25 protein-coding genes and 1 tRNA gene are annotated in these 24,399 nt (G+C 67.9%); 14 read left to right on the top strand and 12 right to left on the bottom strand.

All coding sequences use genetic code 11. The annotated features are described in order from the left end of the window. On the bottom strand, window positions 1-855 hold an 855-nt coding region (locus MFF22_RS12780), incomplete at its 3' end, for a 1-deoxy-D-xylulose-5-phosphate synthase N-terminal domain-containing protein (RefSeq protein ID WP_283206173.1). A 454-nt stretch (window positions 856-1,309) separates the two neighbouring features. Here MFF22_RS12780 and MFF22_RS12775 point away from each other — a divergent pair. The 6 genes from MFF22_RS12775 to MFF22_RS12750 all read left to right on the top strand — a co-directional run bounded on the left by MFF22_RS12775 (window position 1,310) and on the right by MFF22_RS12750 (window position 6,775). Continuing rightward, window positions 1,310-2,188: a DNA/RNA non-specific endonuclease gene (locus MFF22_RS12775; protein ID WP_370877590.1), complete on the top strand. Its 879-nt coding sequence runs from the start codon at window positions 1,310-1,312 to the stop codon at window positions 2,186-2,188. A 62-nt stretch (window positions 2,189-2,250) separates the two neighbouring features. After that, on the top strand, window positions 2,251-2,529 hold the full coding sequence (locus tag MFF22_RS12770) for a hypothetical protein (protein WP_238249341.1): 279 nt from the start codon (window positions 2,251-2,253) through the stop codon (window positions 2,527-2,529). A gap of 145 nt (window positions 2,530-2,674) precedes the next feature. Then, entirely contained in the window at window positions 2,675-4,327 is a 1,653-nt protein-coding gene (gene ettA / locus MFF22_RS12765) for an energy-dependent translational throttle protein EttA (RefSeq protein WP_238249340.1), read from the top strand. A gap of 187 nt (window positions 4,328-4,514) precedes the next feature. Further along, a complete protein-coding gene (locus MFF22_RS12760) occupies window positions 4,515-5,438 on the top strand; it encodes an alpha/beta hydrolase (RefSeq protein WP_238249339.1) in 924 nt (307 codons plus the stop codon). Window positions 5,439-5,441: 3 nt separating this feature from the next. Then, complete coding sequence (locus tag MFF22_RS12755) at window positions 5,442-6,608, top strand: OpgC family protein (RefSeq protein ID WP_238249338.1); 1,167 nt, start codon at window positions 5,442-5,444, stop codon at window positions 6,606-6,608. Next, a complete protein-coding gene (locus MFF22_RS12750) occupies window positions 6,608-6,775 on the top strand; it encodes a DUF2256 domain-containing protein (protein WP_238249337.1) in 168 nt (55 codons plus the stop codon). The genes MFF22_RS12755 and MFF22_RS12750 overlap by 1 nt, the downstream gene beginning before the upstream one ends. A 150-nt stretch (window positions 6,776-6,925) precedes the next feature. On the opposite strand, the gene MFF22_RS12745 is transcribed toward MFF22_RS12750, so the two are convergent. The 4 genes from MFF22_RS12745 to MFF22_RS12730 are packed head-to-tail and all read right to left on the bottom strand — an operon-like array spanning window position 6,926 to window position 9,570. Further along, window positions 6,926-7,525: a nucleotidyltransferase family protein gene (locus MFF22_RS12745; RefSeq protein WP_238249336.1), complete on the bottom strand. Its 600-nt coding sequence runs from the start codon at window positions 7,523-7,525 to the stop codon at window positions 6,926-6,928. Next, complete coding sequence (locus MFF22_RS12740; protein ID WP_238249335.1) at window positions 7,518-8,549, bottom strand: molybdopterin-binding protein; 1,032 nt, start codon at window positions 8,547-8,549, stop codon at window positions 7,518-7,520. The genes MFF22_RS12745 and MFF22_RS12740 overlap by 8 nt, the downstream gene beginning before the upstream one ends. Continuing rightward, window positions 8,546-9,247 carry an XdhC family protein gene (locus MFF22_RS12735; protein ID WP_238249334.1) on the bottom strand — a complete coding sequence of 234 codons (702 nt, stop codon included), beginning with the start codon at window positions 9,245-9,247 and terminating at the stop codon, window positions 8,546-8,548. Before MFF22_RS12735 ends, MFF22_RS12740 begins: the two co-directional genes overlap by 4 nt. Next, complete coding sequence (locus MFF22_RS12730) at window positions 9,247-9,570, bottom strand: XdhC family protein (protein ID WP_238249333.1); 324 nt, start codon at window positions 9,568-9,570, stop codon at window positions 9,247-9,249. The genes MFF22_RS12735 and MFF22_RS12730 overlap by 1 nt, the downstream gene beginning before the upstream one ends. Window positions 9,571-9,791: 221 nt before the next feature. On the opposite strand from MFF22_RS12730, the gene MFF22_RS12725 reads away from it, so the two are divergent. Beyond that, window positions 9,792-11,177: an ATP-binding protein gene (locus MFF22_RS12725; RefSeq protein ID WP_370877591.1), complete on the top strand. Its 1,386-nt coding sequence runs from the start codon at window positions 9,792-9,794 to the stop codon at window positions 11,175-11,177. Between the two features lie 29 nt (window positions 11,178-11,206). On the opposite strand, the gene MFF22_RS12720 is transcribed toward MFF22_RS12725, so the two are convergent. Beyond that, window positions 11,207-11,497 (bottom strand): hypothetical protein, encoded by a 291-nt coding sequence (locus tag MFF22_RS12720; RefSeq protein WP_238249332.1) that lies wholly within the window; start codon window positions 11,495-11,497, stop codon window positions 11,207-11,209. Between the two features lie 198 nt (window positions 11,498-11,695). Between MFF22_RS12720 and MFF22_RS12715 the strand changes: the two genes are divergently transcribed. Then, on the top strand, window positions 11,696-11,887 hold the full coding sequence (locus MFF22_RS12715; protein ID WP_238249331.1) for a hypothetical protein: 192 nt from the start codon (window positions 11,696-11,698) through the stop codon (window positions 11,885-11,887). Between the two features lie 76 nt (window positions 11,888-11,963). Further along, on the top strand, window positions 11,964-13,145 hold the full coding sequence (locus tag MFF22_RS12710; RefSeq protein ID WP_238249330.1) for a pyridoxal phosphate-dependent aminotransferase: 1,182 nt from the start codon (window positions 11,964-11,966) through the stop codon (window positions 13,143-13,145). 91 nt (window positions 13,146-13,236) lie between these two features. On the opposite strand, the gene MFF22_RS12705 is transcribed toward MFF22_RS12710, so the two are convergent. Continuing rightward, window positions 13,237-14,013, bottom strand: coding sequence for an MOSC domain-containing protein (locus tag MFF22_RS12705; protein WP_238249329.1), 777 nt, complete (start codon window positions 14,011-14,013; stop codon window positions 13,237-13,239). Window positions 14,014-14,218: 205 nt separating this feature from the next. On the opposite strand from MFF22_RS12705, the gene clpB reads away from it, so the two are divergent. Then, a complete protein-coding gene (gene clpB / locus MFF22_RS12700; protein WP_238249328.1) occupies window positions 14,219-16,831 on the top strand; it encodes an ATP-dependent chaperone ClpB in 2,613 nt (870 codons plus the stop codon). Window positions 16,832-16,996: 165 nt separating this feature from the next. Here the strand turns inward: clpB and MFF22_RS12695 are convergent, their stop codons facing one another. After that, the gene (locus MFF22_RS12695; protein ID WP_238249327.1) at window positions 16,997-18,781 is read right to left on the bottom strand and encodes a chloride channel protein; all 1,785 of its coding nucleotides are present in this window, start codon (window positions 18,779-18,781) and stop codon (window positions 16,997-16,999) included. Window positions 18,782-18,850: 69 nt separating this feature from the next. On the opposite strand from MFF22_RS12695, the gene MFF22_RS12690 reads away from it, so the two are divergent. Together MFF22_RS12690 and MFF22_RS12685 are read left to right on the top strand one after the other, a co-directional pair. Beyond that, on the top strand, window positions 18,851-19,327 hold the full coding sequence (locus MFF22_RS12690; RefSeq protein WP_238249326.1) for a MarR family winged helix-turn-helix transcriptional regulator: 477 nt from the start codon (window positions 18,851-18,853) through the stop codon (window positions 19,325-19,327). A 65-nt stretch (window positions 19,328-19,392) separates the two neighbouring features. Then, a complete protein-coding gene (locus tag MFF22_RS12685; RefSeq protein ID WP_370877592.1) occupies window positions 19,393-20,352 on the top strand; it encodes a hypothetical protein in 960 nt (319 codons plus the stop codon). 185 nt (window positions 20,353-20,537) lie between these two features. Here MFF22_RS12685 and tgt read toward each other — a convergent pair whose 3' ends face one another. The 3 genes from tgt to MFF22_RS12670 all read right to left on the bottom strand — a co-directional run bounded on the left by tgt (window position 20,538) and on the right by MFF22_RS12670 (window position 23,277). Further along, window positions 20,538-21,677, bottom strand: a complete 1,140-nt coding sequence (gene tgt / locus MFF22_RS12680) for a tRNA guanosine(34) transglycosylase Tgt (RefSeq protein WP_238249324.1) — start codon at window positions 21,675-21,677, stop codon at window positions 20,538-20,540. Then, entirely contained in the window at window positions 21,674-22,771 is a 1,098-nt protein-coding gene (gene queA, locus MFF22_RS12675) for a tRNA preQ1(34) S-adenosylmethionine ribosyltransferase-isomerase QueA (RefSeq protein WP_238249323.1), read from the bottom strand. Before queA ends, tgt begins: the two co-directional genes overlap by 4 nt. A 116-nt stretch (window positions 22,772-22,887) precedes the next feature. Next, window positions 22,888-23,277 carry an exopolysaccharide production protein YjbE gene (locus MFF22_RS12670; protein WP_238249322.1) on the bottom strand — a complete coding sequence of 130 codons (390 nt, stop codon included), beginning with the start codon at window positions 23,275-23,277 and terminating at the stop codon, window positions 22,888-22,890. 161 nt (window positions 23,278-23,438) lie between these two features. Here MFF22_RS12670 and MFF22_RS12665 point away from each other — a divergent pair. Together MFF22_RS12665 and MFF22_RS12660 are read left to right on the top strand one after the other, a co-directional pair. Continuing rightward, window positions 23,439-23,515 (top strand) — tRNA-Pro (locus tag MFF22_RS12665). A gap of 39 nt (window positions 23,516-23,554) precedes the next feature. Next, entirely contained in the window at window positions 23,555-23,866 is a 312-nt protein-coding gene (locus tag MFF22_RS12660; RefSeq protein WP_238249321.1) for an ETC complex I subunit, read from the top strand. A 58-nt stretch (window positions 23,867-23,924) separates the two neighbouring features. On the opposite strand, the gene MFF22_RS12655 is transcribed toward MFF22_RS12660, so the two are convergent. Further along, window positions 23,925-24,383: a nucleoside deaminase gene (locus tag MFF22_RS12655; protein WP_238249320.1), complete on the bottom strand. Its 459-nt coding sequence runs from the start codon at window positions 24,381-24,383 to the stop codon at window positions 23,925-23,927. Window positions 24,384-24,399 lie beyond the last annotated feature (16 nt).

Here is a 24,399-nt window from a genome sequence, read left to right as displayed (position 1 = left end):
GTCGCGGACGTTCTTCAGCACGGGCAGCAGGTGGTCGAGGTTGTGCCCGTCCACTGGGCCGACGTAGTGGAAGCCCATCTCCTCGAACATCGTGCCCCCGCCCACCACCAGGGAGCGGGCGTACTCCTCCGCCGCGGCGGCGCGCTGGTAGATCGACTTGGGCAACAGCTTGCCGAGCTGCTTGGCCGCATCGCGCAGGGTCCGGTACGTGTCCCCGGAGGCGAGGCGGGCGAGGTAGGCCGACATCGCCCCCACCGGCGGGGCGATGGACATGTCGTTGTCGTTCAGGATGACGATCAGGCGCGAGTGCAGGGCGCCGGCATTGTTCATCGCCTCGTAGGCCATGCCCGCCGACATCGACCCGTCGCCGATCACCGCCACCATGTTGCGGCGCTTCAGCCGGTCCGCGGTGCCCCGCGCCTTGGCCGCCGCCACGTCGAGGTCCCGGCCCACCGCCATGCCGAGCGCCGCCGAGATCGAGGTCGAGGAATGCGCCGCCCCGAACGGGTCGTAGACGCTCTCGCTCCGCTTGGTGAAGCCCGACAGGCCCCCGCCCTGGCGCAGGGTGCGGATCCGGTCCCGGCGTCCGGTCAGGATCTTATGCGGGTAGCACTGATGCCCGACATCCCACACGATCCGGTCGTCGGGCGTGTCGAACACGTGGTGCAGCGCCACCGTCAGCTCGACCACCCCGAGGCCCGAGCCCAGATGCCCCCCGGTGATCGACACCGCGTCGATCATCTCCGCACGCACCGCATCCGCCACGGCCTGAAGCTCCGCCTCAGGCACGCGCCGCAGATCCGACGGCTCGTTCACACGATCCAGCAACGCTGATTGCTCAGGGGTGATCGGCAATGCTCGCACTCGCTCATTTCAGTGTGCCGCCCGCCGCGACGATCCTCACCGGTAAAACCGCACGGGCCTTGAGCGGGGCGCGACCGTATGAGATCCCGAATGCCGCCGCTATCACGATATTTCCAGTTACGAACGATCGTCGCTTCAATCAATGTCATGAAGACGCTTTTTTCCAGTCTCGTGCCCTCGCCGCAACATGAGGTTCGCCGTTGAGCGTTGCTCGTCTCTGCACAATGCTGCTGATCTCGGCTGCTCCTTACTGCAGCCAAGCTTTGGCCGATCCTAGGCCTGTCGACGGCAACCTGGATTTTCCGTGCAACTTCCTCGGCCTCTGTCCCGACCGGATCGTGCCGGGCGGCCCCGACCGGGACGTGCGACCCTTTACCACCAGCCTCGGCCGCCCCTGTGCCCGTCGCGACCGGCCCACGCCGGAAGGGATCCGGCACGTCCGGGCCTGCTGGTGAGATCGGCGCGACCGTTCGTCCTCGTCATCCTTGCGGGATTGGGGGCCGAACCGGCATCGGCGGAGAGCTGCCCCGGCGTCTTCGCGGGGGGACTCGCACCCGTCGTGGTGAATCCCAAGATCGCCGCGCAGACGCGGGCCCTGTGCTTCGAGGCGTTCGCGGTCCTGGATTCGGGCGTCACCCGCACGCCCCTCTATTCCGCCGAGCACCTGACCCGCGACAGCATCGCAGCGGCCCGCACCGTCGCCCGGGACGATTCCTTCCATGAGGAAGCGCGGCTGCCGGCCGATTCCCGCGCCCGGCTCGAGGATTACGTCCGCAGCGGCTTCGACCGGGGTCACCTCTCACCCGCCGGCGACATGCCGACCGAGTCGGCGCAGGCGCAGTCCTTCAGCCTTGCCAACATCGTCCCGCAGGACCGCACCATGAACCGCGGCATCTGGGGCGATATCGAGGAGGGCGTCCGCCGGTTCGCGACCCGCCGGGGCTCCGTCTACGTGGTGACCGGGGTGATCTTCGCGGGCGATTCCCTCCGCCAGATCGGCGCGGGGGTGCTGGTGCCGACGCAGCTCTACAAGGCAATCTACGACCCCTCGACGGGGCAGGCGGGCGCCTATCTTGTGACCAATGCCCCGGGCCGGGACTGGAAAAGCATCTCTGTCGATGCGCTTCGCGACGCGGCGGGGATCGACGTGTTCCCGGGCCTGCCGCCGGCGGCCAAGGCGACCGCTATGACGCTGCCCGATCCCCACGCCTCCTCCCGGGGAGATGCCCCACGCCACGAGCAGACGTGGCGCGACTGGCTTGGGCGGGAAGCGATGCGTCTCCTGCGCAGGACCGTGCGCGATGTCCTGCGGTCGATCTTCTGATAGGAACGGTCGCGCCTCATGGCTTCGCTTCGGTCGCGGTCATGGGGGTGTCGGGGGCAACGATGACGGGCAAAGCCTCACCACCGGACCGATTCGAACCCTTCGCGGACGACGCGTCCGTGCGCAGCATCGGCAGCCTGTCGATCGAGAACGGCACGGACCAAATTGCCCTGCACGGCTCCCTCGACATCGGCCGGGACAAGGCCGGGCTCGCCCAGGCACGCAAACTGAAGGAAACCTTCGAGGCCATCGTCCGGGCCCTGGAGGCGGGCGATCTGCCGGAACACGTCGCCGAGGCCGCCGACGAGCCGCCCCGGACCGTGAAGAACCCGTTCGCCTGAAGCCGGCCCGATCCTTGCCGCTGTTCGGTCAGCCTGATAGTCGGGACGGATCATACGAAACATCCTGACTCGCGTGAGAGTGCCGGCCCCCATGTCCGCCGCCGCACGCCGCGACTCACCCCTTCCAGACCGAGGACGATCCGCGATGGCCCGCGAATTCATCTACCACATGAAGGGGCTGACCAAGGCCTATACCGGCGGCAAGAAGGTCCTCGATAACGTCAATCTGTCCTTCTACCCGGACGCCAAGATCGGTGTGCTGGGCGTCAACGGCGCCGGCAAGTCGACCCTGCTGAAGATCATGGCGGGGATCGATACCGACTTCACCGGCGACGGCTGGGTCGCGCAGGGTGCCCGCGTCGGCTACCTGCCGCAGGAGCCGCACCTCGACCCGAACAAGTCCGTCCGCGAGAACGTGATGGAGGGCGTGGCCGAGAAGCAGGCGATGCTCGACCGCTACAATGAGCTCGCCATGAACTACTCGGAGGAAACCGCCGACGAGATGACCGAACTCCAGGACCGGATCGAGACCCTCGGTCTGTGGGAACTGGACTCGAAGGTCGATCAGGCCATGGAAGCACTCGGCTGCCCGAGCGATGAGCAGCCGGTCGCCACCCTCTCGGGCGGCGAGCGCCGTCGTATCGCCCTGTGCCGCCTGCTCCTGTGGGAGCCGGAACTGCTCCTCCTCGACGAGCCGACCAATCACCTCGACGCCGAGACGGTGAATTGGCTGGAAGGTCACCTGCGCCAGTATCCCGGCGCCATCCTGATCGTGACCCACGACCGCTACTTCCTCGACAACGTGACGAGCTGGATCCTCGAGCTCGACCGCGGCAAGGGCATTCCCTACGAGGGCAACTACTCCTCCTGGCTGGTGCAGAAGCAGAAGCGCCTGGAGCAGGAGGGCCGCGAGGACATGGCCCGCCAGCGCTCCATCGCCCGGGAGCAGGAGTGGATCTCCGCCTCCCCGAAGGCCCGCCAGACGAAATCGAAGGCCCGTATCACCCGCTACGAGGAACTCGTCGCCAAGCAGCAGCAGAAGGTCGACGCCACGGCGCAGATCGTCATCCCAATCACGGAGCGGCTCGGCCAGAACGTCATCGAATTCAACCAGCTCTCCAAGGCGTTCGGTGACCGGCTGCTGATCGAGGACCTGTCGTTCAAGCTGCCGCCGGGCGGCATCGTCGGGGTGATCGGCCCGAACGGCGCCGGCAAGACCACCCTGTTCAAGATGATCACCGGGCAGGAGAAGCCCGACGCCGGCGAGATCAAGGTCGGCGAGAGCGTTCACCTCGGCTACGTCGATCAATCCCGCGATGCCCTCGATCCGAATTCGACCGTGTGGCAGGAAATTTCCGGCGGCAACGACATCCTGTATTTCAACAAGCGCGAGATCAATTCCCGCGCCTATTGTGCCGCCTTCGCCTTCAAGGGGCCGGACCAGCAGAAGAAGGTCGGCACCCTTTCGGGCGGCGAGCGCAATCGCGTCCATCTTGCGGCCACCCTGCGGAAGGGCGGCAACGTCCTGCTCCTCGACGAGCCGACCAACGACCTCGATATGGAAACCCTCCGGGCCCTTGAAGAGGGGCTTGAGGATTACGCCGGCTGTGCGGTGATCATCAGCCACGACCGCTGGTTCCTGAACCGCATCGCGACCCACATCCTCGCCTTCGAGGGCGACAGCCACGTCGAGTGGTTCGAGGGCAACTTCTCCGATTACGAGCAGGACAAGATGCGCCGTCTCGGGGCGGATTCGATCATGCCGAAGAAGATCAAATACAAGAGGTTCTCCCGGTAAGCCGGAAGACGTTTCCTCAGGCACCTAATCCCGACGTTCCGCCCCCGTCATTGCGAGCTTAACGAAGCAATCCAGGGCGGCGGGACGTCTCCGGCCTCTGTGCGCCACCGGGGCGGGGAACCTATTTGATCCGGCGATCTTGCTTGGCTGCGCTGTCGGCGGGATGCGGCGGTCGCGGGACAGCCGCATGCCGGATCGTCGTTCGTTTCTCCTGACCCTTGCCACGGCGATGAGCGTCTCGCCCGCCCGGGCAGTCGGCGCACCGGAACGGATTGCCCTGTGGCCCTCGACGCCGCCGGGTGGGGGTGGCCCCAGCGGGCCCCTTCGCCGGGACGACAGCGGCGCCATCAGCAACATCGCGACGCCCATCCTCGAAGCATTCGTGCCAGAGACGCCGAACGGCGTCGCCGTCCTCGTCGCGGGCGGCGGAGGCTATGCGCGGATCGGCCTCGTGAAGGAGGCCTACCCCGCCGCCTATTGGCTCGCAGCCCAGGGCATCACCGCCTTCGTCCTCACCTACCGCCTGCCCCGGGAGAACTGGAACGACGGGCCCGTGGTGGCCCTGCAGGACGTGCAACGCGGGATTCGCCTGATCCGCGCGCAGGCCGATCGCTTCCGGATCGACCCCGCCCGCCTCGGCGTCATGGGCTTCTCGGCGGGCGGGCATCTGTGCGGGATGGCGGCGTCGCGCTCGGCATTCCGTTCCTACGCACCGCAGGATGCGGCCGACGAGGGCTCGGCCCGGCCCGATTTCGCGACCCTGCTCTATCCTGTCGTTTCCCTCGAACCGCCTAACGACCGGACGACCTCACGCCGTTCGCTGGTGGGCGATAGCCCGACGCCCGGCGAGAGCACCGCGTGGTCGCTCCAGACCTATGTGCGGGGTGGCTGTCCGCCGATCTTCCTCGTCCAGACAGACGACGATCCGGTGATCGGCCCGGAGCACAGCGGAATCCTGGATGCAGCATGCCGCGCCGCCCGGGTTCCGGTGGAGTATCACCGCTTCGCCGTGGGCGGGCACGGCTTCGGCATCGGCCGGTCGGATACGCCCGTGGCCCTCTGGCCGCGCCTCTACCGTTTGTGGCTCACCAGCCTCGCGCTGTTGCGCTGACCGATGGACGCCCCCACCCCGCAAGACGGACATGGCGCGTGGACCGGGGGGCCGCGCCCGTCCCCCGCTCCGCGCAAGCGCGACAAGCGGGTCGATGTCCTGCGCGGTCTGGCGCTGCTGATGATCTTCATCGATCACATCCCCCAGAACGCACCGGCCGCCTTCACTCTGCACAATTTCGGGTTCTCCGATGCAGCCGAGATCTTCGTGTTGCTGGCCGGGTATTCGTCCATGGTCGCCTATGGCGGCCTGTTCGCACGGGCGGGTGTCGGCACGACGCTGAAACGGATCTTCCGCCGCTGTCTGCGAATCTACCTGTTCCAGGCCGTGCTTTTGATTGCGACGCTGCTCATCGTGCGGGCCTGGATGGACATGACAGGGCTCGTTCCACGTTTCGGCGTGAAGCCCCTTCTGGAGATGGGCCTGTGGCAGGGGATGTTGCGAGGCCTCGCCCTCAATGCGCTGCCGAACTACCTCGACATCCTGCCCCTCTACATCATCCTTCTAGCTCTGTTCCCGATCGTCTATTTTGGCCTGACGCGGGGGATGTGGGGGACCCTGGCCCTATCTGCTACGATCTGGCTCGCGGCCAACGTCGATCATCAACTCAACCTGCCGAATGCCGCTGCCGTCGATGACGGCTGGTATTTCAATCCGTTCGCGTGGCAGTTCCTGTTCGTCATCGGGGCAGCCCTGGCCGTGGCTGTGCGATCGGGCGGGGGATTCCTGCCGCGGCACCCGGCAGTGACGATCCTCGCGGTGTCCTATCTCATCTTCTCCTTCTTCCAGGGCGGATCCTGGGGCGAATGGGGCCTACCTGACCTGCGTCCGCTGCTGATCGAGGCACCCGACAAGGGTCATGTCGCGCCGCTGCGGCTCTTCGACATTCTGGCCCTGGCCTACCTGCTGTTCAGCACGCCAGCGCTTCGCGATCTGGCCGAACGGCCGATGCTGCGCGCGGCGGAGGCTTGCGGGAAACACTCCCTGGAGATCTTCGCCGCAGGCTGCCTCGCGGCCCTCATCGGGCGGATCCTTTACCGGACGTTCGGTCCGGTCTGGCCGTTGCAGATTGCCGTCAACCTCATCGGGCTCGCGCTGATGCTCGGGCTCGGCCTCGCCCTCGATGCCAAGGCGCGCCGGCACGCTGCCCACGCGCAGGAACGAACCTGATGCCACCCATGCGCCGGAAGGGCGATCTTCCCACCAAAGTTTGCGTCCAATGCGGCCGGCCTTTCACGTGGCGCAAGAAGTGGGAACGCGTCTGGGATGAGGTGAAATACTGCTCCGACAAGTGTCGGCGCGAGGCGAAAAGCGCTGGCCGGTCGGCGACGGACTGAACGGATTCTTGCGAACTGCCCATCATCGCGAGCGATGAGAGCCAACTCAGGGATCCGCTTCATCCTGAGAGGTCCCGCAGTCCTGGATTGCTTCGCTTCGCTCGCAAAGTCGGGGTGGGACGAATTGGTCTGTCCGTTAGCCGCGACCGGTCACATCCGCGGCGTTGTAAGCTCCGCCAGAGCCTCGGGCGTGTCGATGTCGAGGGTGGTGGAGGCATCGCCCTCGACCTCCAAGAGGTCGGTGCGTCCGGAGAGCAGGGGGCCTGCGCCGCGGTCGCCCTGAAGTCCCGCGATGTCCTCACCAAGCAGGCGCAGGTTGAGGAGGATAGGGTTGCCGCGCCGCCCCGCATGGACGGGGATGACCGCCGCCGGCTTGCTGCCTGCTCGTACGAACGCATCGGCGAGGCAATCGATCAAGTCGGCGCTCACCAGGGGCATGTCCCCAAGCATCACGATGGCGGCCTCGCAGCCCGGGGGGAGGGCGGAAATTCCTTTTTTGAGGGAGGTGGAAAGGCCATCGGCATAGGCCTCGTTCCTTACAAGCCGGAGATTAAGTCCTACCAACGCAGCCTCGACCGGATCCGCATGCGCGCCGAGAACCGCGACGACCGGGCGAGGCCGGGCCGCCAGGGCGGCCTCCGCGGCCCGGCGGACGAGGGGCTTCCCGTCGAGGAGGGCGAGGAGCTTCGGCGCGGCGCCGAACCGTGTGCCACGCCCGGCGGCGAGGATGAGGGTGGCGACGTCAGTCATCGCCACCTTCCTCCGGCTCTCCCCCCGCCCGGGGCTGCGGGCGGGACACGATCTCCATGAGCAGCCCCCCGACCCCGAGGGAGACGATATCGGCCCGGGCGACGGGGAGGTCGGCCAGGAGCCGGTGGAGGATCCAGTCGAACCCGTTTTCCTTGGGCGAACGGGCGCAACCTGGGGCGCCGATCAGCGGCACGTCTCCGCGGGTCCCGAGGAGCAGGAGGTTCCCGGGATCCACCGGCATGCCGAGATGATCGACCGTCCCCCCGGCGCGCTGGATTCCCATGGGGATCACGTCGCGCCGGTCGGCGATGGCCGACGCGCCGAACACGATCGCACAGTCGGCGCCGGCGCCGTCGATGACCTCACTGAGCCCCGCGGCGACGCCCCCGGCGGTATGGGCGACCCGCGTCTCGGCGACGATCCCGGCGCCGGTGGGCTTCAGCCGCTCGGCCAGCACCCGGAGGGTCTTGTCGATGGTGGCATCCTTGAGCGCGGGGAGGCGCGTCGAGACGACCCCGACCCGGGCCCGGCGGTAGGGTGCCACCCGGAGGACCGCCTCGCCGCCGGCCTCGGCGCAGGCCCGCGCAAGGGTGGCGCCGGGTACGGCGTAGGGGATGATCTTGACGGTCGCGACCATCTCGCCGTCGGCCACCGGCTTGAACGGGTGCAGCGTCGCAACGGTCACGGCCTCGTCGACGCCGTTGATGGCATCGATCCCCGTCCGGTCGATCACGAGGACACCCGCGGTCGTCGCGAAGAGGTTGCACCGGCCGGTGAACGCTTCCTCAATCCGCAGGTGGGGGCCGGCGAGGGCCGCGGCGAGCCGTCCGGCCGCCGCATCTTCGCCGACGTCGTCGCCTTCCAGGGACACCGCCACGATCTCGCTGACGCCGTCCGCCGCCAGGGCGGCCACGACTTCTCGGGTGATGGTGGAACCCTTGCGCAGGGTCGTTCCGTGGCTGCGCAGGGAATGGGCGGTGATGAGCCCGGTGGCATCGGAGACCGGGACGGGACCGAACCTCACGCGGCCTCCCGCTGGGACGACCGGCGCAGTTCCGAGATTACCTCGCCCAGCACCGCGAGGGCGATCTCGGCGGGGCTGACGGCGCCGATGGGGAGGCCGATCGGCGCATGGATGCGGGCGATTTCCCCTTCGGAGAAGCCGGCCTGCGTCAGCCGGCCAATCCGCGCCGCGTGCGTCTTCCGCGAGCCGAGGGCGCCGATGTAGAAGCACCCCGCCCGCAGGGCCGCCGCCAGGGCCGGATCGTCGATCTTCGGATCGTGGGTGAGGGCGGCGACGGCGCAGTACCGGTCGAGCGCCGGAACGCGCTTGCCCAGGGCCTCGTCCGGCCATTCCGCCACGAGGTCAATGGCGGGGAACCTGTCCGGTGTGGCGAAGGCCGTGCGCGGGTCGATCACCGTGAGGGCGAGATCGAGGGCCGCCGCCATCGGCGCCATCGCCTGCGAGATGTGCACCGCACCGATCACGACGAGTCGGATGGGCGGCACCTGCACCGTGAGGAAGGCTTGGCCCTCCGCCGTCTCGACGAGGCCGCTCTTACCCGAAGCGAAATGCTTCGCCAACGTTTCGGCCAAGGGGTCGCCCGCCATGTCGGCCTCACGGACGAGACGCTGCGCGCCATCGGGAACGGATGTCACGAGAATCGCCGCCCGCCGGGCGGCCCGCTCGGCGCTGAGGGCGGTCAGGATATCCGCGCGCATCAGTCAACTCGTTCCACGAAGACGCGGATCCGGCCTCCGCAGGACAGGCCGGCCCGCCACGCCGTCTCGTCCGCCACGCCAAATTCCAAGACCCGGGGGCGGCCGTCGTCGATGACCTCGCCCGCCTCGACGATCACGTCTCCCTCGACGCAACCGCCGGAGACGGAACCGAGGAAATTGCCCTCGCCGTCGATGACGAGGTGGCTGCCGATGGGACGCGGGGCCGAGCCCCAGGTCTCAATGACAGTGGCCAGGGCGACGCCACGCCCCTCGCGCCGCCACGCCTCGGCGGCGGCCAGAATATCGGTATCGGTGCTGAGCATGGCCCCGTGAGCCCTGATGGATGCGGGTGAGACCCGCTTCCTGAGAGGTATGGCCCGGCGGCGGCAGCGCAAGGCGGCGCGGGCCCTTCTCCTTGGCGGCGGGGACGCCGACCGGTAGAAGGAACATCCCCTTCGCGCCCGGAACCCATGCCGTCCTCCGCCGACAGGATCCCATCCCGCCGCACCGGGGCCGGCGTTCCGTGAACGCCGAGGACCCCGGTCTGGCGCGCGCGTTGAAGGCGACCGAGGCGCCGGCCCGCGCCATCTCAGCGCCCCGCCGGCAATGGAAACGGCTCTCCCGGGCCATCGGCGATGTGCTGCCCAAGGGGCTGTATGCGCGCTCGCTGATCATCATCATCGCGCCGATGGTGCTGCTGCAATCGGTGATCGCTTACACCTTCATGGAGCGGCATTGGCAGCTCGTGACCAAGCGGCTCTCCGCGTCCGTGGTCGCAGACGTCGCCGCCCTGATCGACATCTATGAGAGCTACCCCCAGGACAAGGATGCCGACACCCTCTCGCGGATCGCCGGCGAGCGGCTGAACCTCGACCTCGACCTCCTGGAAGGGGCCAAGCTGCCACCCCCGGGGCCACGGCCATTCTTCTCGATCCTCGATGAAAGCCTATCGGACGAGATCAAGCGCCAAATCCGCCGTCCGTTCTGGATCGACACGGTGGGCCGCTCGAACCTGATCGAGATTCGCGTGGCCATACCCGGCGGCGTCATGCGGATCACGGCCCGGCGCAGCCAGGCCTACGCCTCCAACTCACATATCTTCCTCGTCTGGATGATCGGTTCGTCGCTGGTGCTTTTGGGCGTCGCGATCCTGTTCCTTCGCAACCAGATCAAGCCGATCCTCCGCCTTGCCGCCGTGGCCGAGGGCTTCGGCAAGGGGCGGGAGATCGAATTCCGCCCCCGCGGTGCCCGGGAGGTCCGGCAGGCCGGCCACGCCTTCATCGAGATGAAGCGGCGGATCGAGCGGGCGATGGAACAGCGGACCACGATGCTGAACGGGGTCAGCCACGACCTGCGCACCATCCTCACCCGTTTCCGCCTGTCCTTAGCGTTGATCGAGGGCAGCGGCGAGATCGAAGACCTTACCCGCGACGTGGATGAGATGAGCCGGATGCTCGAAGGCTACCTCGCCTTCGCGAGGGGCGATTCGGCGGAGACGGCGATGCCCACCGATATGCGTGCGCTGCTCGAAGACCTGCGCACCGATGTCGAACGGCTCGGCGCCCACGTGTCCGAGGTCGAGCTGGCGGGCAAGCCGACGGTGACGGTGCGACCGGACGCGTTCAGGCGCTGTCTGTTCAACCTCGCGTCCAACGCTGCCCGTTACGGCGAGACGGTCGCGATCTCCGGCCGGCTGGAGACCCGTAGCTTCCTCGTGTCCATCGACGACGATGGACCGGGTATTCCGGCGGCCCGCCGGGAAGACGTGTTCAAGCCCTTCCTGCGCCTCGACGACGCCCGGCAGGATGCCGGCGGATCGGGCCTCGGCCTCGCCATCGCCAGGGACATCGCCCGCGCCCACGGCGGCGACATCACCCTCCACGATAGCCCCCTCGGCGGCCTGCGCGCCACCGTGCGGGTCCCGGCCTGACCCCACGTTTCGCCGGGTTTGCCTGCGGCTCACGCGTCCGCGGGGCCGCGCAACCTCATATACTCGGCCTGAACGCTGCCGATCAGGTGATTGAGGGTCGCCGCATCGAGCTTGGCCGATGTCAGCCGCGCGAGGAGCCCCGCCTCGCCTTGCCAGGAGTATCCGGCTTCCATCGGAAGATGACGCAAGAGCACTGCGCTCACCACGCGATTCCTGCGGTAGGCAGGATGACGCACGAGGCGTCCGATCTGGCGAACGAGTGTGTCCAGTCCGCCCGATGCACCGAACGGGCTTGTATTCTTGGCCGCCGAAAACTGCATAGCGTTCCCCGACTGTCCTCCGAGACAGTTTTACGATCAGGTTCGTGAAGAATTCATGCGTCGAATCCGGGCTTCGGCGATCCGGGCCCTGTGCCGGCAAATCTGCCTGTCGAGGGGGGTCCCAACCGTCGCCGTGCGATGCTATGCAGGACGGGTCTGCAAGGGGCGCATCGCTGCGCCCGAGCCCGAGTGTCCCGCATGAACCCGCTCGTTCCGCTGTTCATCCTGATCTGCCTGCCGCTCACCGCGATCGGCCTCGTCCTCTATACGGACACGGGCATCGAGCCGGCGCTCTTCTACGCCTCGGTGAAGACCTTCCTGATCCTCGGGCTCGTCGCAGTCGGTCTGTCGTTCGCGGCGTCGAAGCTCGCCGAGCGCAGCAAGTCGTAAATCGTCAGGCGGGTGGTCCCCCGATCCCGCCGGGCGATCGGCGTCAAACCGCATTCCGCCCGGCTCGGAGACTGCCATGCTCCATGTCGTTCCGGCCTTCTCCCGCATCGGTGAGGAGAACGCCTTCGCCGTGCTGGCCCGTGCGCAGGCGCTGGCCGCCGAGGGACGTGACATCATCAATCTCGGCATCGGCCAGCCCGACATGCCGACGCCCGCCCATGTGGTGGAGGCCGGTATCAAGGCCCTGCGGGACGGCCACCACGGTTACACGCCCGCCACCGGCATCCTGCCCCTGCGGGAGGCCGTGTCCCGCGATATCCTGCGCCGGCACGGGGTCGAGGTTTCCCCCGAATCGGTGATGGTCGTGCCGGGCGGCAAAGTCACCATGTTCATGGCGATCCTGATGTTCGGCGAGCCAGGCGCGGAGATCCTGTATCCGGATCCCGGTTTCCCGATCTACCGGTCGATGATCGAATACACGGGAGCGACGCCCGTGCCGGTGCCGATCCGGGAGGAGAACGGCTTTGCCTTCTCGGCGGCCGAGACCCTGTCGCTGATCACGCCGCGGACGCGGCTGCTCATCGTCAACTCCCCCGCCAACCCCACCGGCGGCGTGAGCCCGAAGGCTGAGATCGACGCGCTCGTGAAGGGGCTCGCCGACCATCCCGACGTGGCGGTGATGTCGGACGAGATCTACGGCACCATGACCTATGACGGGCAGGTGCATCACTCGCTGCTGAGGTACCCCGAGATCCGCGAGCGGCTGATCTACCTCGACGGGGCATCGAAGACCTATGCGATGACCGGCTGGCGGCTCGGTTGGTCGGTCTGGCCGAAACCGCTCTACGACAACGCGCGCAAGCTCGCCGTCAACGCCCATTCCTGCGTCAACGCCGCGACGCAGTGGGCGGGGATCGCTGCCCTCGACGGTCCTCAGGATTGCGTGACCGAGATGGTGGCCGAGTTCGACCGGCGACGCCGCATCGTGGTCGATGGGTTGAACGCCCTGCCGGGCATCTCCTGCATCGAGCCGAAGGGCGCGTTCTATGCCTTCCCGAACGTGTCGCGGACGGGCTGGAAGGCCAAGGCGCTGGCCTCCGCATTGCTGGACGAGGCCGGGGTCGCCACGATCGGCGGCCCGGATTTTGGCGTCCACGGCGAAGGCTTCCTGCGTCTGTCCTACGCCAACTCGGCCGAGAACATCCGCCGGGCGCTCGGGCGGATGAAGGAGTTCTTAGAGACCCGCCCCGTGGGGTGACGAACGTCTAAGGACGAAGCCCTGCCTTCCGCGACGTCGCGCTGCCCTGGATTGCTTCGCTGCGCTCGCAACGACGAGGGTGGGGTGAGGACTATCCCACCACCCGCAGCACGTCCCCCACGGCGAGGCTGCCCCCGGCGATGATTTCCATGTAGACGCCGCAGTCCCGGTGGCCAAAACGCTTGTCGATGGTCCAGGGGATGTCGAGATCGCGCTCCCCCGTCTCCGGATCGACATTGGTTGCCGCGCAGCGCACCGTCCGCTTCGTCACCTTGAAACGCAGGCCGCTTGGCGCTTCGATGACATGCCCCAGCATGGCGAGTTCGGCGAAGGGCTCGAGGCCTTCGACCAGGAGGTTGCCCCGGAAGCGAAGGGGATCGACCGGCTTGCCGAGATCGTCTTCCAGCATCTGAACGCTGGCGCGATTGATCATCGACACGTAGCCGGTGGGCGAATCCGTGAAGCGATACTGTGCCGGGGCGGCCAGCACCTTCGGCTCGCCGCGAAGCGCCTCCGGGATGAAGCGGCGGAGGAATGCTTCGAGGCTTGCCCGGCCCTCCGGCGTGTCGAGCCGTGCGGCGAGGGTTTCGCCATCGCCCTCCACGGTCAACGTGGCCGTGGCATCGTCGTAGTGGGTGCGGAGGCGGGCGAGGGCCTCGTCGCGCATCAGCATGAGGTACTTGGTCTTGGGTTGATGCCGGGGAGCGACGGCGTCGAAACCCGACGGGCCGTTCTCCACGGCGTAGAGGCGGTCCCCCGGGAAATAACCGCTCGTCTCAAGTTCTGCCCGCTCGAGTGGCTCGGGGCTCAGACCCTTCACGGGATAGCGATAGAGGGCGGAGAGACGGAACTCGGGATGCGTGGTCATGCGCCAGGAGGAGCGCGTTTCCGCGACCCATGCAAGGGGGCGAATTCCATGTTCCCCTGCTCTTGTGGTGCGCAAATGCAACACCACATCCGGTGCACCGGCGGCCTGACGGCGCCGGGGCCCCTTCGCGGCGGATAGCCGGGGGGCGACGTTTCGGCGGTCCCGCGCCATGTCGGGCGGTACGCCGGTACGGGAGAGGCGACGCATGAATTTCGAGAAGTACACCGAACGCGCCCGCGGCTTCGTGCAGGCGGCGCAGAACCTCGCGATGCGCGAGGGGCATCCCCAGTTGCAGCCGGGCCACATGCTGAAGGTCCTGCTGGACGATCCCGAGGGCCTGTGCGCCGGTCTCATCGACCGGGCCGGCGGCCAGTCGCGGGTGGCGCTGGCACAGACGGAGCAGTGGCTCGCCAAGCAGCCCAAGGTGAGCGGCAACGCCGCGGCGCCTCAGGCGACGCGCGAACTCGTGCGCCTGTTCGACACCGCGGAGAGTGCGGCGCAGAAGGCGGGCGATTCTTACGTCACCGTTGAGCGGCTGCTGCTCGCCATCGCCGTGGAGAAGGAGACGGAGGCTGGAAAGGCCCTCCAGGCGGCGGGCGTGACGCCGGCCTCGTTGAACGGCGCAATCAATGCGCTCCGCAAGGGCCGCACCGCTGACAACGCCAGCGCCGAGAACAGCTACGACGCCCTGAAGAAATATGCCCGCGACCTGACCGAGGCGGCCCGCGACGGCAAGCTCGACCCTGTGATCGGCCGGGACGAGGAGATCCGGCGGACCATCCAGGTTCTGTCCCGTCGGACCAAGAACAACCCGGTGCTGATCGGCGAGCCCGGCGTCGGTAAGACGGCGATCGTCGAAGGGCTGGCCCTGCGCATCGTCAACGGCGACGTGCCCGAATCCCTGAAGGACAAAAGCCTGCTCGCCCTCGACATGGGCGCGCTGATCGCCGGCGCGAAGTACCGGGGCGAGTTCGAAGAGAGGCTGAAGGGCGTTCTCTCCGAGGTCACCGCGGCCGAGGGCGGCATCATCCTGTTCATCGACGAGATGCACACCTTGGTGGGAGCGGGCAAGGCGGACGGGGCGATGGACGCCTCGAACCTCTTGAAGCCGGCGCTGGCCCGGGGCGAACTCCACTGTGTCGGCGCGACGACGCTCGACGAATACCGCAAGCACGTCGAGAAGGACGCGGCCCTGGCCCGGCGCTTCCAGCCGGTCTTCGTGTCGGAGCCGACGGTGGAGGATACCGTCTCGATCCTCCGCGGCCTGAAGGAGAAGTACGAGCAGCACCACGGCGTGCGCATCCAGGATGCGGCCCTTGTCGCCGCGGCGACTCTCTCGAACCGCTACATCACCGACCGCTTCCTGCCGGACAAGGCCATCGACCTCATGGACGAGGCCGGGTCCCGGCTGCGGATGCAGGTCGATTCCAAGCCAGAGGAGCTCGACTCGGTCGATCGCGAGATCGTCCGCCTGAAGATCGAGGCCGAGGCCCTGAAGAAGGAGACCGATTCCGCCTCCCGCGACCGCCTCGTGCGGCTGGAGAAGGAACTCGGCGACCTGGAAGAGCGCTCGGCGGCAATCACCGCCCGGTGGAAGGCCGAGAAGGACAAGCTCGGCGCGGCCGCCGACCTGAAGAAGAAGCTCGACGAGGCACGCAACGAACTGGCCTCCGCCCAGCGGCAGGGCCAGTATCAGCGCGCGGGCGAACTCGCCTACGGCGTCATACCCGGTCTGGAGAAACAACTCGCCGAGACCGAGAGCGAGAGCGGCGCGATGATGGAGGAGGCGGTCAGCCCAACCCACATCGCGGGCGTCGTCTCCCGCTGGACCGGCGTGCCCGTCGACAAGATGCTGGAGGGCGAGCGTGAGAAGCTGCTCGCGATGGAAACGGCGCTGGCCAAGCGCGTCGTCGGCCAGCGCGAGGCGGTGGAGGCGGTCTCGACCGCCGTGCGGCGTGCCCGCGCCGGGTTGCAGGACCCGAACCGGCCCATCGGCTCGTTCATGTTCCTCGGCCCCACGGGCGTTGGGAAGACAGAGCTGACCAAGGCGTTGGCCGGCTTCCTGTTCGACGACGACACGGCCCTCGTGCGCATCGACATGTCCGAGTACATGGAGAAGCACGCGGTGGCCCGGCTTATCGGTGCCCCACCCGGCTATGTCGGCTACGAGGAGGGCGGGGCGCTGACAGAGGCGGTGCGGCGGCGGCCCTACCAGGTCGTGCTGTTCGACGAGGTCGAGAAGGCGCATCCGGACGTGTTCAACGTCCTCCTGCAAGTGCTCGACGATGGGCGCCTGACGGACGGGCAGGGGCGGACGGTCGACTTCCGCAACACGCTGCTGATCATGACCTCGAACCTTGGGGCCGAATACCTCGTGAACCAGCCCGCCGGGCAGGACACGGAAGCGGTCCGGGACGAGGTGATGGGCGTGGTGCGCTCGCACTTCCGGCCGGAATTCCTCAACCGGGTGGATGAGATCATCCTGTTCCATCGCCTCAAGCGGGAAGAGATGGGGGCGATCGTGGAGATCCAGCTCGGACGGCTGCAGAAGCTGCTCGAAGAGCGCAAGATCACCCTCGACGTGGATGCGGATGCCCGGAACTGGCTCGCCGACAAGGGCTATGATCCCGCCTACGGGGCCAGGCCGCTGAAGCGGGTCATCCAGAAGAACGTGCAGGACCCCCTGGCCGAACAGTTACTCTCCGGGTCGATCCACGATGGAGAGCATGTGCCGGTCCATCTCGGCCCCCTGGGCCTGATGATCGGCGACGTCTCCGTCGGTGCCGAGCGCCGGCCGGCCGATGCCACTCTGAACTAAGCGCTAGAACGGCGCGACGCCTCCGGGCGCCGCGCCGTTTTTTTGAGTTGGTCGAGATCGCGGCTGACGCGGGCACCTCAGAACGAGGGTGGAGGGGTGGTCCACTCTCGAGGAGATGATCCTGCCATATGACGGCGACCTGTTCTCTCCGAGAGAGGTCGCGTCTTATCTTCGCCTGCGCAGGAATGCCTGGCGCTCGCCCTCCGCCCGCAGGGCTTCGGCTCGGATTCGCAGCAGGTCCCGTTGCGTCAGCAAGCCCACCAGGGCACCGCTCGCTGGATCGGTGACCGCAAGGCGCCCGCTTCCATCGGCCAGCATCACATCGAGGGCGTGGGACACCACGTCGTCGGGATGGACGACCGAAAGGTCGGCATCGGTCACGCGCGCAGACAGGGTTTCTCCCGCCGCCGCCTCGTCGTCTCCCGCCATCCAGAGCAGGACATCGGCCCGTGAGACGATGGCGACAGGCCGGCCGGCGGCATCGGTCACGGGATAGGCGTGATGCGCGCCGGCCTGGATCGCAGCAGCGGCCTCCGCGATCGTCAGGTTCCCGGCGAGGGTCTCGACCCGCACCGTCATGACGGCATTGACGCGGGTGAGTTCGTAGGCGTCGATCCCGTATTCACGGGTGACGTGCAGCCCGCGCCGGGCGATCTTCTCAGTCAGGATCGACCGCTTCAGCAGAAGGACGCTCACGGCGTAGGCCGCCATCGTGGCTGCAAGAAGCGGCGCCAGCGCGGCCGCATCGCCCGTGGCTTCGACGGCGAAGACGATGCCCGTAAGCGGCGCGGGCAGGGTGCCGCCGAGCATGGCCGCCATGCCGAGCATCGCCCAGAACCCATGTGCCCCGGGCAGCCACAAGCCGGCGAGGGAGCCGAACGCGCCGCCGAGGATCAACAGCGGCGCGAGCACGCCGCCGGACGTGCCGGACGCCAGCGCCACGAGCCAGATCACCGCCTTCACCGCGAGGATCGTGGCGACGGCGGCGACCGCCAAATGGCCGTCGAGGAGACTGCGGATCACGTCGTAGCCGACGCCGAGCGCCCGGGGCTCGATCAGCCCGCCGAAGCCGACCACGACGGCGCCGATGGCAGGCCACCACATCCAATGGACAGGAAGCCGCCGGAAGGCATCTTCCAGGCCGTAGAGCAAACGGGTGAGAAGGCCTGACAGCAACCCGCAGGCAACGCCGAGCAGGATGCAGGCCGGAAGGCCCCATGCGGGCAGAACCGGGTTGTCCGAGAACGGAAACAACGGGCCGGTCTCGAACAGGAACGGGCGCCAGATCATGGCCGTCGCCGCGGCCGCCGCCACGGGCACGAGGCTACGCGGGCGCCACTCGAACAGCAGCACCTCCAAGGCGAGGAGCACCGCCGCCACGGGGGTGGCGAAGATCGCTGTCATGCCCGCGGCTGCGCCCGAGACGAGGAGTGTCCGACGTTCGACGGCACTCAACCGGAAGAACTGCGCGTAGAGGGAGCCTATCGCGCCACCGGTGACGATGATCGGACCCTCCGCGCCGAACGGGCCACCGCTCCCGATGGCGATGGCCGACGACAGGGGCTTCAGGACCGCCACCTTGGGTGACATGCGGCTGCCCCCGATCAGGATCGCCTCCATTGCCTCCGGGATGCCGTGGCCCCTGATCTTCTCAGACCCGTACCGCGCCATCACCCCGACGATGACCGCCCCTATGACGGGAATCGCGACCATCCACGGGCCGCGGTGCGCCGCCGCGTGAGACGTGAGAGCCGTATCGAACCGCCCAAACCATACGAGGTTCGTCGTCAGGCCGATCAAAGCGAGCAGTACCCAAGCCGCAACGACCGCAGCCGATCCGACGATCACCGCCATGCCGGTCAGCAGCAGGATCCGCCGATCCACCCTGAAATCGGACAGAGTTCTTCGAACCGGGCGGCTCCCGGTCACTTTCACGGTCATATCGTCCATTCCTACCTCCTGATGAGGCAGATATATCGTATTACGATATATTCCAGTGCCGCAGAGGGGGAGGCTGGCATGAGCGCAACACGAAACGGGGAGGACGACGGCCTCTCGCAGGCGCAATACGCGTCGCTTGCCGCCTTCCGCTACTGCCTCCGCCGGTTCCAGGCCTTCAGCGAAGGAGAGGCCGCCAGGGCCGGTCTTCCAAGCCAGCAGCATCAGGCGTTGTTGACCCTTGCGGGACATGCCGGAAGCCGCCCCGCCACGGTGGGGTTGCTCGCCGAACAGTTGCTCATCGCGCCCCACACCGCCGCCGAACTGGTGGCACGCATGGTCGATGGCGGTCTCCTGACCAAGGCGCGCGGCGTGGAGGATCGCCGTCGCACCGAACTCAGCCTGACACCCCGTGCATCCGCACTCCTCCACGATCTGACCGCGGCACATTTGCGCGAGTTACGCGACCTCGGGCCGGCACTCGTCGGGGCGCTGGGTGCTGCTTTGACGGGAGCGGCCGAAAAACCGACGCAATCGCCGCCGACGACCCGAGCGTGAGCCTATCGATCACCTCTGCCGATGCTTGGCGGCGCTTTGCCCGCGATACGATCGTAGCCGGAACGATGGCCGGCCTCGCGATCATTGCGTTCATTGCATTCGCGGACCCCTACGGGTTGCGCGCCTCACCGGGGCATCCGCCCGGGCCGATCATCGATGCGAACCAGCGGCTTTCCTACCCGGCCATCGCCCGGGGCGGTGCCTTCGATGCGGCTGTCTTCGGCACTTCGACGGCGCGTCTCCTTGATCCCACCGCCCTCGACGCGGCCTTCGGCGCGAACTTCGCCAATCTGGCAGTGAACGCGGCGACACCCGATGAGCAGTTGCGCCTCGCAAGCCTTTTCCTCGCCCGCAGGCCGATCAGGGCGGTGCTGTTCGCTCTCGATGCGCCCTGGTGTGCGGCGAATCCGGCGCCCCGGACGGAGCATGCCTTCCCCGATTGGCTCTACGAGCCGGGTACCCCCTGGGGGGTCTTCCGGCAGGCCAACACCAGGGGGCTCATCGCGGCGGTGAACGCCGTGCGGATGCGCTTCGGCCAGGGGAGGCCGCGCATCCGCCAGGACGGCTATGCCGTCTTCACGCCCCCGGAGGCGAGTTACGACCTCACCCGCGCCCGGGCCCATATTGCGGCCGGCAGCGGCGATCCGAATGCCTCCGCCGACCCGCCCAATGCTCCGTTCCCGGCCCTCGACCGCCTCGAAGCAGCCCTGGCCTCCCTGCCGCCCGGGACGTTGAAACTCATTGCCTTCATGCCCGTCCATGCCCGCGCCCAGGGCCAGCCCGGCACGGCGACCGGTCTTCGCGAGGCGGCTTGCAAGGCGAAAGCGGCGGCCATCGGCGCGGCGCGGAAGGCCCTGGTGGTCGACTTCCGCCGCGCGTCCCCAGTGACGACGGCAGACACGAATTACTGGGATGCGCTGCACTACCGCCTGCCGATCGCGGCGCGGATCGTCGCCGGCCTGAAGGCCGCCGCGATCACCGGCGCCGACGATTCCGATGGCTTCTACCGGGTACTGGCCCGGTAGCGCGGTCGGCACGGTCTTTCACCACCACCGCCACCATTGTCATCCGCCGCGGTCATTGCGAGGCAGAGCCGAAGCAATCCATGGCGCGCCGCATCCGGACGAGGCAGTGCCGACTGGATTGCTTCGCTACGCTCGCAATGACGGGTGAGCGGCGGAAAAGGAGCGCGACAGTCTAAGAAGACGGCCTAAGCCTCCGCCGTGGACCGCTCCGCGCGGGCCCAACCCTCGCGGGTCTCGGCGCAGTAGTCGGCATAGCGTCCGTCGCGGATGGCGGCGCGGGCACCGGCCATGAGGTCCTGATAGTAGGCGAGGTTGTTCCACGTCAGCAGCATCATCCCCAGGATCTCGTTGGAGCGGACGAGGTGGTGGAGATAGGCACGGGAGTAGTCGCGGGCGGCCGGACAGGTCGATGCCTCGTCCAGCGGTTCCTTCGCCTCGGCCCAGCGGGCGTTGCGCAAATTCACCCGTCCGTGGCGCGTGTAGGCGAGGCCGTGCCGGCCGGCGCGCGTCGGCATCACGCAATCGAACATGTCGATACCCCGGGCGACGGCGCCCAGGATGTCATCCGGTGTGCCGACGCCCATCAGGTAGCGCGGCTTGCCCTCGGGCAGGTGCGGCGCGGTGGCCTCGATCATCGCGAACATCACAGCCTGCGGCTCACCCACCGCGAGGCCGCCGATGGCGTAGCCCTTGAGGTCGAGGTCCGCGAGGGCGCGGGCGCTCTCGACGCGCAGATCCGGCAGATCGCCGCCCTGCACGATGCCGAACATCGCCTTGCCCAGCTGCTCGCCGAAGGCGACCCGGCAGCGCTCGGCCCAGCGCAGGGACAGGTGCATGGCCTTCTCGATCTCGGTCCGCTCGGCGGGCAGGCGCACACACTCGTCGAGCTGCATCTGGATGTCCGACCCGAGCAATCCCTGGATCTCGATGGATCGCTCCGGGCTCATCTCATAGGCGGTGCCGTCGATATGCGAGCGGAACGTCACGCCGTCCTCGTCGATCTTCCGCAGGGCCGACAGCGACATCACCTGGAAGCCGCCCGAATCGGTGAGGATCGGCCCGTTCCATTGCATGAAGGCGTGCAACCCTCCGAGGCGGGCCATCCGCTCGGCTCCGGGTCGGAGCATCAGATGGTAGGTGTTGCCCAGGACCACGTCGGCGCCGAGGTCGCGGACTTGGTCCGCATACATGGCCTTCACCGTCGCGGCGGTGCCCACCGGCATGAAGGCCGGCGTGCGGATCGTCCCCCGCGGCATGGTGATCTCGCCGGTCCGGGCGGCGCCGTCCCGCCCGTGCAGGGAGAAGCCGAAGGCGGTTGCAGTCATGGGGCATCTCCGGGTGCGGCTGGGAAGAGCAGGCTCGCATCGCCGTAGGAGTAGAATCGGTAGCCCGTCGCGATGGCGTGGGCGTAGGCGGCGCGCATCGTGTCGAGGCCGGAGAAGGCCGAAACCAGCATGAACAGCGTCGAGCGCGGCAGGTGGAAGTTCGTCACGAGGGCATCGACTGCCCGGAAGCGGTAGCCCGGCGTGATGAAGATGTCGGTGGGGCCGGAGAACGGGGCGATCCAGCCGTCCTCGCCCGCGGCGCTTTCGAGGAGCCGCATCGCCGTGGTGCCGACGGCGACGATCCGTCCGCCGGCATCCCGCACGGCGTTCAGGGCTTCGGCCGTGGCGGAGTCGAGGTGGCCGACCTCGCTGTGCATCCGATGACCCTCGGTGTCGTCGGCCTTCACCGGCAGGAAGGTCCCCGCGCCCACGTGCAAGGTGAGGTGATGCCGGCCGATACCGGCTGCGTCGATGGCGGCCAAGAGCTCGGCCGAGAAGTGCAGCCCGGCCGTGGGCGCTGCCACGGCGCCGGGATCGCGGGCGTAGACCGTCTGGTAATCGCTGGCATCGCGGGCATCGGCCGGCCGCTTGCCGGCGATGTAAGGGGGCAGGGGCAGTTCACCGAGCGCCGCGATACGCTCGTCGAGGACGGGCCCGGCCACGTCGAAGCTCAGGATGACCTCGCCGGCCTCGCCCTTCTCGACCACGCTCGCCCGCAGAAAACTCGCTTCGCAGGGAACGCCGTCCGGTGCGTCGCCGAAGGTGATGACATCGCCGGGGGACAGGCGCTTGGCCGGGCGGGCGAAGGCCCGCCATCGGTCCGGCGCCTCGCGCAGGTGCAGCATGACCTCCGTCCGCTGCCCCGGTGCCCCGGGCCGGGTCCTGATGCCGCGGAGTCGCGCGGGAATGACGCGGGTATCGTTGAAGACGAGGGTGTCCCCGCGCCGCAGAAGCCCGGGGAGATCGCGAATCACGCGGTCGGCCGGTTGCGAGCCCGGTGCGACGACGAGCAGGCGTGACGCATCGCGGGGTTCTGCCGGCCGGAGGGCGATACTCGCTTCGGGCAGATCGAAATCGAAGAGGTCCACACGCATCGGCCGGTGCGTGCACCGAACGCCGCGGCGATTCAACAGGGGCCACCGCTACGCCAAAAAGAAACCCGCCACGGCGGGAAGCCGGGCGGGTCTCTCCGACAGTGCGTCGGACTGGATCAGCAGTCCTTGTCGGACATCTTGGTGGTGGAACCGGCAGCAGCGGCATTGTTCATCGCGCCGACAGTGCCGGGCGAAGCCGGCTGGTTGCCACCGGCCATGTTCTTCGAGCCCGGATCGGCCTTGTCAGCGGCCGACGTCCCGTCGGTCTTGGTCGGAGCCTGGGTCGCGCCCGCATTGTTCATGGCGCCGACAGTGCCCGGCGAGGCCGGCTGATTGCCGCCCGCGAGGTTCGCGCTCGACCGGTCCATGTCAGAGCTCTTCGGGTTCGATGCCTGCTGATCCGGCGACTTCGGCATGGCGGTGCCGGTGCTGCACGGGGAGGCAAACGCAGTGCCCGCGGTCATGGCAAGAATGGCAGCCGTCGCAATTACACGATTCACCTGCATCAGACGTTCCTCCAAGTTTGTAAGCGTCAGAGCAATGGCCGAATTTGACTTAAGTTCCGGGTGAATCTCTCCCGGGTGGCCGGGACAAAGAGGAAGCCTTGCCCCGCCGCCTTGCCGTCGGCCTGGCGACGGGGTACGGATCTGGCGCCGTGGATGGCCGTCGGGGTGTGGCGCAGTCTGGTAGCGCACCTGGTTTGGGACCAGGGGGTCGTAGGTTCGAATCCTATCGCCCCGACCATCCGCCGCAGCGCACAGTGCCAGGAGCTTTCAGACACCCATGCCGAGCGCCCGCATCTATCGCCCCGCCAAGGATGCGTCCCAATCGGGTCTTGCCCGGACGAAGCTATGGGTCCTGGTTTTCGACCAGACCAGCCCCCGCGAGACGGACCCGCTGATGGGCTGGTACGGCTCGAAGGACATGCTGCAGCAGGTGCGCCTGGAGTTCGACACGAAGGAAGAGGCGGTCGCCTACGCCCAGCGCGAAGGCATCACCTACCGGGTCGAGGAGCCGGGCAAGGAGACGGCGCGCAAGGGCCTCTCCTACTCGGACAACTTCAAGTTCAACCGCACGGCCCCCTGGACGCACTGAGCGCCTGTCAGCCTTGGTCTGGAGCCGCCGTCCGCTCGGTCGACGGGCGGAGCGGCCGTTACCCGCTCTTCCGGGCCTTCCAGTCCGGGTAGGGGGAAGGGCCCTCCGGCCGGATCTGCTCCAGCCGCATGGGCTGCTCGGCGAGGGGACGGCACAGTTCACCGTAGAGGTCCGCGCTGCCGACCCCGTATTCCTGGGCCTCCTCGGCGCTGAAGGCGAAAAAGCCCCGCTTGAACCCGGCGAGGCGCATGGCCGCATGGCACATCGGGCAGGGGCGGCCGCTGGCGTACATCACGCAATCCGAGAGGTCCTTCCGGCCAAGTATCCGGCTTGCCTCATGGATGGCGACCATCTCGGCATGGTCGGTCGCATCCTTCGTGAGATGGACGGTGTTGGCCGCCCGGGCGACCACGTGGCCGTCGCGCACGATGACTGCCCCATAGGGCGTGCCCCCTTCGGCGATGTTTGCCTGCGCGATGGCCACCGCCTCGGCCATGTACGTTTTGTGGTCTGCCATCGTGCCCTTCGCTCCG

Origin of the sequence: Methylobacterium persicinum (genome assembly GCF_022179525.1) — a bacterium.
Lineage (GTDB): Bacteria > Pseudomonadota > Alphaproteobacteria > Rhizobiales > Beijerinckiaceae > Methylobacterium > Methylobacterium persicinum.
Note: the sequence above shows the minus strand (reverse complement) of the source record. Positions and strands in the feature narration are given on the sequence as shown.